Consider the following 12001-nt stretch of genomic DNA (forward strand, 5'->3'; position numbering starts at 1 on the left):
CAATCTGGAGTTCACCCACTCATGCGACCTCGCGTGACCATGGTGCTCGCCATCGTGGCGGTCCTCATCGGCGGCGGCATGCTGGTCCCCGCCGCGTACGCCAAGTTCTCCAGCGGCGACGGCATCGGAGGCATCGGAGGCGGCGTGGCGCAGGTCCCCACGCCCGAACCGACCGCGCCCCCGAAGCCCACGCTGGCCGCCGGCCCGGTCTCGGTGAACTTCAAGGGCAAGTTCTTCTCCTGGGCGCTGATGGACCGGAAAACCGGCAAGATCAGCGGCACGCCGAACATGGCGTCGACCAACTCGACCGAGTCGATGATCAAGGCGTGGATCGTCTCCGACTACCTGCGCCAGCTCAACGGCAAGCCCCTGAGCGCGGAGCGGAAGAAGCAGGCCACCACCGCCATCCGGGACAGCAACGACCGCTCGGCCGAGGCGCTCTACAACGCCGGCGGGCGCAAGCCGGTGCTGGATCGGCTGATCAAGATGTGCAAGCTGACCGACACGAAGATCGAACCCAAGGCCAGGTGGGCGTACACCCAGATGTCGCCGCGCGACGCGGTGCGGATGGGCGACTGCATCGGCGACGGCACCGCCGCCGGACCGAAGTGGACGAAGTGGGTGCTCACCGAGATGGCCAACGTGCGCGGCGGCGTGAAGGACCAGAAGTCCGTGGAGGTCCAGGGCGGGCACTGGGGCATCGTCGACGGCCTGCCCGCCTCGATCACGTCGCAGGGCCCGGTCAGCATCAAGAACGGCTTCACCATGCTCTGGGCCGACGGCCAGTGGCACGTCAACTGCCTCGCGGTGGCCGACGACTGGACCCTGGCCGTGATGATGCGTTATCCCGGCGCCGGTGACACGAGGACCCCCTCGTACGGCGCGAAGGTCTGCGCCAGCGTCGCCACCCAGCTGGTGACCCCGCAACCGGGCGCCGCGCTCAAGGTGCCGCAGCAGCCGGTCGGGAAGCTCTGATGGCGGGCACCCGGCGCCGGCCGGGCAGTGACCACCGCACGCTGACGTACAGCGCCGTCGCCGTGATCCTGGTCGGCCTGGTGCTCGTCTCGCTGAGGTTCGTGCCCGGCTCGCCCTTCCGCCCCACCGCGGCCTCGCACTCGCCCGCGGCGGGCACCCGGTCGTCGAGCGCACCCACCGACCGCAACGCCCGCCCGTCGCCGTCTCCCTCGCCGTCGCTGGAGCCGCTGCCGTTCGCCGCCCAGGACCTTGACGACCTCGACATCAAGGGCTGGTACTCCTGGGCCGTGCTGGACAAGCGGACCGGAAAGATCATCGGCTCGGCGAACATGAACCAGACCAGCACCACCGCGTCGTTGATCAAGTCCTGGGTCGTCGCCGACTACCTGCGCCGGAGCGCCGAGGCGGGCAGGACCCCGAGCGACGCGAAGCTGGACGACGCCACGCAGATCATCCGGGACAGCGACAACACCCGGGCCCAGGAGTTCTACGAGAGCGTCGGTGGTTCGGCCTCGATCAAGCGGCTGATCTCGATCTGCAAGCTGACCGACAGCAAGGTCGCCAGCGACGGCGGCTGGAGCCGGACGATGCTGTCGCCTCGGGACACCGCGCGGCTCGGCCTCTGCATCGACGACGGCCGGGCCGCCGGGCCGAAGTGGACCAAGTGGCTGATCAACGAGATGCGGCTGGTCCGCGGTGACGGCGACTTCGGCATCCGCAAGGCCTTCCCCGCCGCCGAGCAGAAGCAGATCGCCATCAAGAACGGCTGGATCGACCGGCAGAAGGAACGGGAATACCACGTCAACTGCCTGGCGATCGGCGACACCTGGACGATGGGCGTGATGGTCCGCACCCCGTTCAGCGACGCGAGTTCCTGGCAGTACGGCATGGACGCCTGCGAGAAGATCACCGAGGCGCTGCTCCGCGACGCCACCTGATTCCACCCGCTGCGCGAAGCGGCGGTGTCCCGGTCCGCCGGGACACCGCCGCTTCGTCGTGGAAGGGCGTCAGCCCTCGAAGAAGTGCGGCCCACCCTCGGGCAGGGCGGGCGCCTCGCCGATCCCCGCGGCGCGCCGGGCGAACTCACGCAGGCCGGCCACCTGCCGCTCGCCCAGGGAGAAATCGAGGGTACGGAAGTAGGTCGCCAGGGTCGCCGCGTCGAACGGCTCCCAGCGGGCCGCGGCCTCGGCCACCTGGTCCAGCTCGGCCAGGCACAGGTCACGCGAGCGCAGGAACGCCTCGTGCACCTCCTTGACCAGGCCGGGGTGGGCGGCGGCGAAGTCGCGGCGGACCGCCCAGACGGCGAAGACCATCGGCAGCCCGGTCCACTCGCGCCACGCCTGGCCGAGGTCGGTCACCTCGAGGCCCTTGCGGGGCGCCTCGTAGAGCGCGCGCAGCGCCACGTCACCGATCACCACCCCGGCGTCAGCCTCCAGCAGCATCTGGGTGAGGTCCGGAGGGCAGCGGAAGTAGTCGGGGCGGACCCCGTACCGCTCCGCGAGCAGGAGCTGGGCCAGCAGCACCCCGGTACGCGAGGTGGAGCCGAGCGCCACGCGGGCGCCGTCCAGCTCGGTGAGGGGCCGGGTGGACACCACGTTGACCGAGAGCACCGGGCCGTCGCTGCCGACCGCCAGGTCCGGAAGGAGCAGCAGCTCGTCGGCGTGGCGCAGGTACTCCACCTGGGAGATGGGGCCGATGTCCAGGTCGCCGGCGACCAGCGCGGCGTTCAGCCGGTCCGGCGAGTCCTTGTGCAGGTCGACGTCGATCAGCGCGCCCGACCGCATCAGCCCCCAGTAGATCGGCAGGCAGTTGAGGAACTGGATGTGCCCCACCCGGGGGCGGGCGATTCGGTCGGCCATGACCCGACCGTATCCCCGGCCGGTCGGGCTGGCTCAGCGGGAGGGGGTCGGAGTGGCCAACTCCGCACGCCGCTCCCGCCCGGTCCCGACGGTGGGCCGGGCGGCGCGCTCGGCGCGTACCGCGCGGCGGACCGGCCAGGCCGCCGCCACGACCACCAGCACACCGGCCACCCCGCAGGCGGCGACCAGCGGCCGGGGCGTGGCCACCTCCAGCAGCAGGCCGCCGATCAGGTAGCCGCCCATCCCGGCGCCCTGCACGGCCGCCCCGAAGATCGCGAAGGCGCGGCCCCGGGCCGCCTCGGGCACCCGGCGGGCCAGCAGCAGGTTGTTGAAGACGTTGTCGCCGCCGTTGCCCACCCCGCCGGCCAGCCAGATCGGCACGAGCAGCCAGGCCGCCGGCACCGCCGCCGACGCCAGCACCGCCAGACAGCAGCCGCCGAGCAGGACCAGCCCGGCCCTGAGCAGCGCGCCGTCGTCGGTGAGCCGGCGGGCGAGCCGGGCGAAGAGCCAGCCGCCGACCACGATGCCGAGCGTCCAGGCGCCGGTGACCAGGCCGTAGACCGTGGTGGAGCTGTGCAGTGTCTCCCGGATGAAGAAGACCTCGATGACGTTGATGGCGCCGACCGCGGCGACCACCGCGGCGAGGCTGCCCACCATCACGAGCAGCAGCGGGTCGCCACGGAACCGCCAGGCGGGCGGCGGGGTCGCCGCCCCGGCGGCCGGCGCCGTCGGCCGCCGGCCACCCCGACGGGTACGGATGAGCAGGCCGGCCGCCACCAGAGCGAGGTAGCTGACGGCGTCGACGAGCAGCGGCACCCGGGTGCCGAACTGGCCGACGAGCAGGCCGGCCAGCGCCGGCCCGGCGAGCGCCCCCAGGGTGCCGGCGGTCTGGTTCAGGGCGCCGGCCCGGGGCAGGTCCTCGGCCCGGACCATGGCCGGCACCAGCGCGGCGAGCACCGGCTGGGTGACCGCGAGCCCGGCCGCGAGCAGCGCCACCAGCGCGATGACCAGGGCCGGGTGCCCGGCGTACGCGAGCGCCAGGCAGATCGCGGCCTGACCGAGCCCGGCGGCCACCAGCAGGACCCGGCTGTCCACCCGGTCGGCGAGCCGGCCGGTCAGCGGGGCGAGCGCGACAAGCGGCAGCGTGGCCGCGAGCAGCAGCCCCGAGACCGCGAGCCCGCCGGCGCCGGCCGACTGGAGCGCCAGGGTCAGCGCGCTGGCGGCCAGGAAGTCCCCGCAGCTGGAGACGCCCCGGGCGGCGGTGGCGAGCCAGACGTCGGCCCACCGCGACGGACCAGATGTGAAGGACATATTTCGAAAATAATCCTTCACACCTGGCGGGCGCAACCCTCGGTCAGTCGATCGGCAGCGCCCGGTACTGCACGGCGACCGTGCGCGAGCCCTCCGGCGGATCCCTGCGCAACCGGCGCCGGTAGGGGTCCAGCAACGCCTGGACCGCCTGGTTGAGCTCGACCAACTCGTCGGCGGTGACCTGGAGCAGGCTGTCGCTGAACCAGGCCGCCTGATACCAGTCCGGCGGCTCGTCCGGGGCGCGGCGCATCCAGTCCCGGGCGCGCTGGTTGTCCCGGGCCAGGTGCGCCTCGGTCAGGGCCAACTCGGCGGCCCGCGCCTCCGAGTCCGCGTCCTGCCCGGACTCGATGTGGTAGGACGGGCTGAACGCCTGCCAGACCCGCTCCCGGGCGTCCCCCCGGCTCGGCGCCTCCTCGATCAGGCCGAACTTCGCCAGCTCCCGCAGGTGGTAGCTGGTCGCGCTCGGCGAGAGCCCGGCGATCTCGGCGCACTCGGTGGCGGTCGCACCGCCCTCCATCGTGCTGAGATGCTCCATGATCGCCATACGGGCCGGGTGGGCCAGGGCACGCATCACCTGCGGGTCGCTGATCGTCACCCGGTGCTGCTCCGGACGCGCGTCGGTCATGCCACCCATGATCCCGCGCCGGGCGGCGCCCGGGGAAATTCGGTTGCCCGCCGACCCGACCGGAGTAAGCTGCTCTGTCCCGCCTGACGGCCGTGGTGAGTAGCACCGCACAGGACGTCCCCGCGCCGACCCGGAGGTCGGAAACGCGAGCGGCAGCGTTGTTCCCCGTGACGAGGAGTACGTGGATGACCCTGCACGCCCAAGAACAGACACTGGATGCCGAGCTGGACGCCGAGCGCGCCCACCTGGACACCTCCCGCGCGGCGCTGCGCCGGATGCGGGAGCGCGCCGAGTCCCTCTTCGCCACCGGCGACAAGGTGGCCGGGGACGCGTACACCGCCGAGCAGCTCGGCCGGCACATGGCCCGGCGGGTGAAGGAACTGGCCGACGACCCCACCACCCCGCTCTTCTTCGGCCGGCTTGATTTCGGTGACCTGGATCCCGACCACGCCGGACGCGACTACCACGTCGGGCGCCGGCACGTCACCGACGAGCTGGGCGAGCCGCTGGTCCTGGACTGGCGGGCCCCGGTTTCCCGGTCGTTCTACCGGGCCAGCGCCCGGGACCCGCAGGGCGTCGCGGTGCGGCGCCGGTTCGGGTTCAGCGCCGGCGTGCTGACCAGCTTCGAGGACGAGCGCCTGGACCGGGGCGAGGAGCTGGGCACCGCCAGCCGGATCCTCACCGCCGAGATCGAGCGCCCCCGCGTCGGCCCGATGCGGGACATCGTCGCCACCATCCAGCCCGAGCAGGACGAGCTGGTCCGGGCCGACCTGGCCGACTCGATCTGCGTCCAGGGCGCACCGGGCACCGGCAAGACGGCCGTCGGGCTGCACCGCGCCGCGTACCTGCTCTACCTGCACCGGGAGCGGCTGCGCCGGTCGGGGGTGCTGATCGTCGGGCCGAACCGGGCGTTCCTGTCCTACATCGCGGCGGTGCTGCCGGCGCTCGGCGAGGTCGAGGTCGAGCAGGCCACCGTGGAGGACCTGGTCGCCCGGGTGCCGGTCCGCGCGGTCGACGACCCCGCCGTGGCGACGCTCAAGCACGACATCCGGCTGGCCGAGGTGCTGCGCCGCGCCGTCGACGCGCACATCGGCACGCCCACCGAGCCGATCATGGTCTCGGACGGCTCCTTCCGCTGGCGGATCGGCCTCGACCCGCTGCACCGGCTGGTCGAGGAGACCCGCCGCGAAGGGCTGCCGTACACGACCGGCCGCGAACGGGTCCTGGCCCGCCTCGTGGGGCTGCTGCAACGCCAGTCCGAGGCCCGCCGTGCCGAGTCGCCCAGCGACGCCTGGCTGCGCCGGATGAGCAGGGTCAAGCCGGTCACCGAGTTCCTCGACGCGGTCTGGCCGGCGCTCACCCCCGAGGGACTGCTGCACCGGCTGCGCACCGACCCCGAGGCGCTCGCCGCCGCCGCCGACGGCCTGCTCACCGCCGAGGAGCAGGAGCTGTTCCGGTCCGGCGCGGTGGGGCGTACCCCGAAGGCGACCCGGTGGACCGCCGCGGACGCCGTGCTGATCGACGAGGCCGCCGGGCTCCTGGAACGGCCCGCGAGCTTCGGACACGTGGTGGTCGACGAGGCGCAGGACCTCTCCCCCATGCAGTGCCGGGCCATCGCCCGGCGCAGCGAGCACGGCTCGATCACCCTCCTCGGCGACCTGGCGCAGGGCACCGCCCCCTGGGCGGCCACCGACTGGCGGGAGTCCCTGACCCACCTGGGCAAGCCGGACGCGGCGGTGGTGCCGCTGAGCGTCGGCTTCCGGGTGCCCGCCGCCGTGGTGGCGTTCGCGAACCGGCTGCTGCCGGCACTCGCCGTCGACGTGCCGCCGGCCCAGTCGCTGCGCCGGGACGGGACGCTCGACGTGCGTACCGTCGAGGACCTGACGGCCGCCGCGGTGGCCGAGGTGCGGGCGGCGCTCGCCCACGACGGCTCGGTCGGCGTGATCGCCGCCGACGCCGCGGTGGACCGCCTCCGCGCGGCCCTCGCCGACGCGGGCGTCGAGACCGCGACCGCCGACGACGTGGAGGCCGCGGCGCGGGTCACCGTGGTCCCGGCGACGCTGGTCAAGGGCCTGGAGTACGACCACGTGGTGGTCGTCGAGCCGGCCGCGATCGTGGCCGCCGAGCCGCGCGGCCTGCACCGCCTCTACGTGGTGCTGACCCGGGCGGTGTCCCGGCTGGCCGTGCTGCACCGGGAGCCGCTGCCCGAGCCGCTGGCCGGCTGACCCGGCCGCTACCCAGCCCGGCGGGACCGCTCGGCCCGGCCGCTGCTCAGCCGGCGGGTGGCCGGTCGGGCGGTCAGCCGGAGAGCGCGGCGGCGACGTCGCGCAGCGGGCGGCCCGACTCGGCGATCGGCACGGTGAACGCCAGCCAGGAGCCGTCGGCGAAGTCGAGGCGCAGCCGCTTCGGGTTCAACCGGTGCCAGCCCACCCGGGCCGACGCCACCTCGGTCCGCGACGCCGACCAGGCGATCCCGGTCTCCGCCACGGACCGCTCGTCGTCCGCCCGGCTGGACAGCAGCTTCATGGGCCCGCTCACGCAGACCAGCAGCCGCCGGTCGGTGGCCACCAGCAGGGTGTCCCGTGCCGCCAGGTCGGGCCTGGGTGGGCGCAGCGCGTGGCGCAGCCGGGAGGCGGCGGAGCCCGGGGCGCCGCGTCCGGCGATCCCCCAGACCACCCGGTCGACAAGCCGGTCGCCCCACGCCCAACTGACCAGCGGTGAGATCAGGTTGAGCAGCACCGCCCCGGCGCTCACCCGGCCGGCTGGCGCCTCCGGCTTCGCCGCGTCGGCCGGCGGAGGCGGCGGCGCCCCGTGGGCGGGCTCGGCCTTCGCGTACGCCAGCACCCGCTCGCCCGGCTCGACGAGCCGGCCGATCCGGTCGCGGTATCCCGTGGGCTCCATCGGCTCAGTATCGGTCGTGGCCGTAGCCGTCGTCGGCGGGCCGCTCCGCCGCCGGCGCGTTGCCCATCACCTCGCCGACGATCTCCCGGACCCGGGCGGCGGCGGCCTCCTGGGCACGGTTCGCCGCGGCGGTGAACTCCTCGGCCAGGGTGTAGGAGTCGAACCGCATGGCGCGTGCGTTGACCTCGGTGGAGAGGATCCTGCCGTCGGCAGCCGCGGTGACGGTGACCAGGCCGGAGTCGCTCACCCCCTCGGCGCTGCTCTGCTCCAGCTCGGCCATCCGCGCGCCGAGTTCGCGCTGCCACCCGTCCAGGTTGCGGGCCAGCGCCTCGATCCGGTCCAGGGCCGGGAAGGTCATGGCTGCCTCTCAGTTCACGATCGAGTCGAAGACGTTCTGCACACCCTTGGTGTACGGCCCCAGGTCCTCCGAGTACGTGCCGTCCACCAGGTAGTTGCGGTCCTTGTGGCCGTCGGACACGTCGTGCAGGCCGACCCCGGTGTCGAGCAGGGCGCCGCCGATGCCGGGGATGTTCACGGGGGACGCCTGGTTGATGGCGAACTTGCCGGGGAAGAGGATGGCGGTCCGCTTCGCCATGAACGTGAACGCCTCCCGGCCGTAACCGGACTTGTTCCAGAGCCGGTACGCCTTCTTGGCCTGCTTCAGCTCCAGCACCACCTGGCGGTACCTCATGAGCAGCGCGGCGACCCGCTCCAGCTTGGTGACCAGCTTGGTGAGGATCTCCGCGAACCGGGCCACGATCTTGACCATGCGGCCGACAGTGGTGGCCAGCCGGGCCAGCACCCGGACCACGGTGGCGGCCAGCGTCACGCCCGCGCTGAGCACGGCCGCCACCGCGGCGATGATCACCTCGGTGAGGAACCAGAGCAGGAACTCCAGGATCAGCTCGACCAGCAGGTTGAACGCGTCGACCGCCGCGTTCGCCGCGTCGACGAGCACCTCCTTGGTGCCGTCCAGACCCTTGGCCAGCTCCTCGATCGCCTCCTCGACGGACTCCATCGAGGCGTGGAACTTCTCCGCCGCGTCACCGTCCCACGCGCCGCGCAGCCGGGCCCGGTCGGCGATCTGGTCGCCGGCGATCTGCCGGACCGCCTCGCCTGTGGTGAGGGCGAGCTGGGCCGCCCGCATGAGGTCGTCCGGCTCGCCGGCGACCAGTTCCAGCAGCTGCTCGAACGGCCAGAGCACCGCGTTGGACAGCGGCTTGAACGGGTCGGGCGTGCCCGACACGATCTGCTCGAAGTAGGTCTTGTTGCGCTGCAACGCCTCGGTGCTCATGAGGTCCCCTCAGGCGCCCGGCGTGAACATGTCGGTGGTCGCCACGTCGGTCCCCGTGTAGGCGTCCGCCGTGTCGCTGATCCCCTCGGCGATGTCGGCCATCACCTCGGCGCCGTCCTCCAGCCCCTGCAGGCACGCCTCGAACTGCTCGGCGTACGCGGCGGCCAGGCTGAACGACGCCGGCATGATGCCGAAGCTGTGCCGGGGGACGTGCCCGTCGTGGAAGACCCGGCGCAGCTCGCGGAAGCGGCCGGCCCGGTCGCGGGACGCGGCGGCGAAGGCGGTCAGCGCCTCCGGCCGGACCTCCAGGTTCCTGCTCGGACTCGTCAACGGACCCTCCCCAGTGTCCAGTCGTCAACCACCCGTCGCCGGCGCGGCCGGAGAACGGAGCCTCCACAGTAGGCGATCGGCACCGGCCCGCGGGGGGCGGTGAAACTCGCGCCGGCACGGTACACAGGTGGGGGCATGCCCGTCCGGGACCGCAACCCCCGAGGAGCCTGAAGATGATCCTGGCCCACGCCGAGCAGGTCAGCCGCCGCTACGGCGAGGTGCTGGCCCTGGACCGTGTCGACCTGACCGTCCGTGCCGGGGAGCTGGTCGGCCTGCTCGGCCCGAACGGCGCCGGCAAGAGCACGCTGCTCAACCTGCTGGTGGGGCTGCGCCGCCCCACCGCCGGCCGGGTCGAGCTGCTCGGGGGTGACCCGCGTGACCCGGCGAGCCGGCGGCAGCTCGGGGTGACCCCGCAGGAGACCGGCCTGCCCGGCACGCTGCGCGTCGGCGAGGTGGTCGACTTCGTGTCCGCGCACTTCCCCGACCCGGTGCCCCGGGGCGAGCTGCTCGACCGGTTCGGCCTCACCGACCAGGTGCGCCGGCAGACCGGCGGCCTCTCCGGCGGGCAGCGCCGGCGTCTCGCGGTGGCGCTCGCCTTCGTCGGCCGACCCCGCCTCGTGGTCCTCGACGAGCCGACCACCGGGCTGGACGTGGAGGCCCGGCACACCCTGTGGGAGGCCGTCCGCGGCTTCCACGCCGAGGGCGGCACGGTCCTGCTGAGCAGCCACTACCTGGAGGAGGTGGAGGCCCTGGCGCAGCGGGTGGTGGTGATCGGGCGCGGCCGGGTGCTCGCCGACGACTCCGTGGCGGCCATCCGCGGCATCGTGGGCGTACGCCGGGTCAGCCTCGTCGCCGACGACCTGCCGCGGCTGCCCGGCGTGGTGGCCACCGAGCACGCCGAGGGCCGCACCCACCTGCTCACCACGGACGCCGACCAGCTCGTCCGCGACCTCGTCACCGCCGGCGTGGCGTTCCGCGACCTGGAGGTCCGGCCCACCTCGCTGGAGGAGGCGTTCCTGACCCTCACCGCCGACGACCGGCCCGCACCCACCCCCGCCTAGGAGACCGTCGTGCCGCTCGCCCTGGTCCACGCCCGCTACCAGCTCCTGGAGATCGTCCGGATCCCGGTCGCGGTGGTCGGCAGCGCCTTCTTCCCCGCCGCCGCCATGCTCTTCTTCGTGGTGCCGTTCGCCGGCGACGACGCCGTCGGCGCCACCTACGCCACCGCCGCCATGATCACCTTCGCGGTGATGAGCGCCAACATCTTCCAGTACGGGGTGGGCGTCGCCGAGGACCGCGACCAGCCCTGGAACCCGTACACCCGGACCCTGCCGGCCGGGCCGGCGCCGCGCCTGGCCGGGCGGATCCTGGCCGGCCTGGTGCTGACCTACCTGTCGATGATCCCGGTGGTGGTGATCGCCGCGGTCGGCACCGCGGCCCGGGTGACCACGACGCAGTTCCTGCTCGGCCTCGCCGCCGTCGCGGTGATCTCGGTGCCGTTCACCCTGCTGGGCATGGCGATCGGCTACTCGCTGCCGAGCAAGGCGGCGGTCGTGGTGGCCCAGGTGGTGTTCTTCCCGCTGGCCTTCGGCGGCGGCCTGCTCTCCGGCCCGGACGACGCGCCCGGCTTCATCAAGGCGGTCGCCCCCTACCTGCCGACCCGCGGCGCCGTCGAGCTGATCTGGGCGGCCGTCACCGACTGGCGACCCGACCCGCGGGCCATGGTGATGCTTGTCGTCTGGGTGGTGGCGCTCGCGGCGGTCGCCGGGTGGGCGTACCGACGGGACGAGGGACGGCGCTTCACCTGACCTTTTGTCCTGTTCCGGCCCGGCGGTCGGTGCGGCGGTGCCACGATGCCGGCAGGGCGTGCCAGCGGGGCCGCCCCCGGCGAGAGGGGTCAGCGTGGACGGCGTGGAGCCCGGCACGCCCTGCTGGACCGACCTGGCCACCCCGGGGCTGGACGACGCGAAGCGCTTCTACCCGGAGCTGTTCGGCTGGACCGGCCGGGTGTCCGACGAGCCGACCGCCGGCGGCTACACCACATTCCTCAAGGGCGGCCGGGCGGTGGCCGGGGTCGGGCCGCCGGCCGCCCCCGAGCAGGTGCCGATCTGGTCGACGTACGTGGCGACCGACGACGCGGACCTGGCCGCCACCCGGGTGGAGGCGGCCGGCGGCCAGGTGGTGGTCTCCCCGTTCGACGTCTTCGAGCAGGGCCGGATGGCGGTCCTCTCCGATCCGGCCGGGGCGGTGTTCAGCGTCTGGCAGCCCATGGCGATGCGCGGCGCGGAACTGTTCAACGCTCCCGGCTCGATGTGCTGGAACGAGCTGGTCACCCCCGACCCCGACCGGGCGAAGGAGTTCTACGCGCTGGTGTTCGGCTGGCACCCCGAGGAGCAGCAGGCGGGCCCGGTCACCTACACCGGGTGGCGGTGCGGCGCCCGGATCGTCGCCGGCATGATGCCGCAGCTGGAGCCGCTGCCGCAGGACCTGCCCGCGTACTGGACGGTCTATTTCGCCGTCGAGGACGCGGACGCCACCGCGGCCCGCGCCGCGGAACTCGGCGGCACCATCCTGGTGCCGCCCAGGGACAACCCGGCCGGCCGCAGCGCCGCCCTCCGCGACCCCCAGGGCGCCCTCTTCTCGATAACCGCCCTCCGCTGAGCCCTGCCCGCCCCGGCGATCTTGCAGTTGCGGCCCTCGTGGCGC

General features: G+C 73.7%; 13 protein-coding genes. 6 read left to right on the top strand and 7 right to left on the bottom strand.

What is annotated here, in order from left to right; all coding sequences use genetic code 11:
- Positions 1-21 precede the first annotated feature (21 nt).
- Both GA0070603_RS18095 and GA0070603_RS18100 read left to right on the top strand, forming a co-directional pair.
- On the top strand, positions 22-975 hold the full coding sequence (locus GA0070603_RS18095) for a hypothetical protein (protein WP_091315341.1): 954 nt from the start codon (positions 22-24) through the stop codon (positions 973-975).
- Positions 975-1913, top strand: a complete 939-nt coding sequence (locus tag GA0070603_RS18100; RefSeq protein ID WP_091315345.1) for a serine hydrolase — start codon at positions 975-977, stop codon at positions 1911-1913. Before GA0070603_RS18095 ends, GA0070603_RS18100 begins: the two co-directional genes overlap by 1 nt.
- Positions 1914-1982: 69 nt before the next feature.
- Here the strand turns inward: GA0070603_RS18100 and GA0070603_RS31775 are convergent, their stop codons facing one another.
- The 3 genes from GA0070603_RS31775 to GA0070603_RS18110 are packed head-to-tail and all read right to left on the bottom strand — an operon-like array spanning position 1983 to position 4770.
- On the bottom strand, positions 1983-2834 hold the full coding sequence (locus GA0070603_RS31775; protein WP_208862905.1) for a menaquinone biosynthetic enzyme MqnA/MqnD family protein: 852 nt from the start codon (positions 2832-2834) through the stop codon (positions 1983-1985).
- Positions 2835-2867: 33 nt separating this feature from the next.
- A complete protein-coding gene (locus GA0070603_RS31780) occupies positions 2868-4145 on the bottom strand; it encodes an MFS transporter (protein WP_208862906.1) in 1278 nt (425 codons plus the stop codon).
- Between the two features lie 43 nt (positions 4146-4188).
- On the bottom strand, positions 4189-4770 hold the full coding sequence (locus tag GA0070603_RS18110; RefSeq protein WP_091315348.1) for an ArsR/SmtB family transcription factor: 582 nt from the start codon (positions 4768-4770) through the stop codon (positions 4189-4191).
- Between the two features lie 185 nt (positions 4771-4955).
- On the opposite strand from GA0070603_RS18110, the gene GA0070603_RS18115 reads away from it, so the two are divergent.
- Entirely contained in the window at positions 4956-6995 is a 2040-nt protein-coding gene (locus GA0070603_RS18115; protein ID WP_091315351.1) for a HelD family protein, read from the top strand.
- 73 nt (positions 6996-7068) lie between these two features.
- On the opposite strand, the gene GA0070603_RS18120 is transcribed toward GA0070603_RS18115, so the two are convergent.
- Genes GA0070603_RS18120 through GA0070603_RS18135 form a run of 4 tightly spaced genes read right to left on the bottom strand, consistent with a single transcriptional unit; the run spans position 7069 to position 9295 of the window.
- Positions 7069-7671: a hypothetical protein gene (locus GA0070603_RS18120; RefSeq protein ID WP_091315355.1), complete on the bottom strand. Its 603-nt coding sequence runs from the start codon at positions 7669-7671 to the stop codon at positions 7069-7071.
- Between the two features lie 4 nt (positions 7672-7675).
- The gene (locus tag GA0070603_RS18125) at positions 7676-8029 is read right to left on the bottom strand and encodes a YbaB/EbfC family nucleoid-associated protein (RefSeq protein WP_091315358.1); all 354 of its coding nucleotides are present in this window, start codon (positions 8027-8029) and stop codon (positions 7676-7678) included.
- 9 nt (positions 8030-8038) lie between these two features.
- Complete coding sequence (locus GA0070603_RS18130; RefSeq protein ID WP_091315362.1) at positions 8039-8965, bottom strand: WXG100 family type VII secretion target; 927 nt, start codon at positions 8963-8965, stop codon at positions 8039-8041.
- A gap of 9 nt (positions 8966-8974) precedes the next feature.
- Positions 8975-9295: a type VII secretion target gene (locus GA0070603_RS18135; protein ID WP_091315366.1), complete on the bottom strand. Its 321-nt coding sequence runs from the start codon at positions 9293-9295 to the stop codon at positions 8975-8977.
- A gap of 173 nt (positions 9296-9468) precedes the next feature.
- On the opposite strand from GA0070603_RS18135, the gene GA0070603_RS18140 reads away from it, so the two are divergent.
- The 3 genes from GA0070603_RS18140 to GA0070603_RS18150 all read left to right on the top strand — a co-directional run bounded on the left by GA0070603_RS18140 (position 9469) and on the right by GA0070603_RS18150 (position 11956).
- Positions 9469-10356 (top strand): ABC transporter ATP-binding protein, encoded by an 888-nt coding sequence (locus tag GA0070603_RS18140; protein ID WP_091315369.1) that lies wholly within the window; start codon positions 9469-9471, stop codon positions 10354-10356.
- A 9-nt stretch (positions 10357-10365) separates the two neighbouring features.
- A complete protein-coding gene (locus GA0070603_RS18145; protein ID WP_091315373.1) occupies positions 10366-11103 on the top strand; it encodes an ABC transporter permease in 738 nt (245 codons plus the stop codon).
- Positions 11104-11197: 94 nt separating this feature from the next.
- Positions 11198-11956 carry a VOC family protein gene (locus GA0070603_RS18150; protein ID WP_091315377.1) on the top strand — a complete coding sequence of 253 codons (759 nt, stop codon included), beginning with the start codon at positions 11198-11200 and terminating at the stop codon, positions 11954-11956.
- Positions 11957-12001: the final 45 nt, after the last annotated feature.

This window comes from Micromonospora chersina, assembly GCF_900091475.1.
Taxonomy (GTDB): domain Bacteria; phylum Actinomycetota; class Actinomycetes; order Mycobacteriales; family Micromonosporaceae; genus Micromonospora; species Micromonospora chersina.

Bases quoted from the DNA above. Each gene is read 5' to 3' on its own strand.
- GA0070603_RS18095 (WP_091315341.1), top strand. From the start codon at position 22: ATGCGACCTCGCGTGACCATGGTGCTCGCCATCGTGGCGGTCCTCATC.
- GA0070603_RS31775 (WP_208862905.1), bottom strand. From the start codon at position 2,834: ATGGCCGACCGAATCGCCCGCCCCCGGGTGGGGCACATCCAGTTCCTC.
- GA0070603_RS18100 (WP_091315345.1), top strand. From the start codon at position 975: ATGGCGGGCACCCGGCGCCGGCCGGGCAGTGACCACCGCACGCTGACG.
- GA0070603_RS31780 (WP_208862906.1), bottom strand. From the start codon at position 4,145: ATGTCCTTCACATCTGGTCCGTCGCGGTGGGCCGACGTCTGGCTCGCC.
- GA0070603_RS18110 (WP_091315348.1), bottom strand. From the start codon at position 4,770: ATGACCGACGCGCGTCCGGAGCAGCACCGGGTGACGATCAGCGACCCG.
- GA0070603_RS18140 (WP_091315369.1), top strand. From the start codon at position 9,469: ATGATCCTGGCCCACGCCGAGCAGGTCAGCCGCCGCTACGGCGAGGTG.
- GA0070603_RS18125 (WP_091315358.1), bottom strand. From the start codon at position 8,029: ATGACCTTCCCGGCCCTGGACCGGATCGAGGCGCTGGCCCGCAACCTG.
- GA0070603_RS18120 (WP_091315355.1), bottom strand. From the start codon at position 7,671: ATGGAGCCCACGGGATACCGCGACCGGATCGGCCGGCTCGTCGAGCCG.
- GA0070603_RS18115 (WP_091315351.1), top strand. From the start codon at position 4,956: ATGACCCTGCACGCCCAAGAACAGACACTGGATGCCGAGCTGGACGCC.
- GA0070603_RS18130 (WP_091315362.1), bottom strand. From the start codon at position 8,965: ATGAGCACCGAGGCGTTGCAGCGCAACAAGACCTACTTCGAGCAGATC.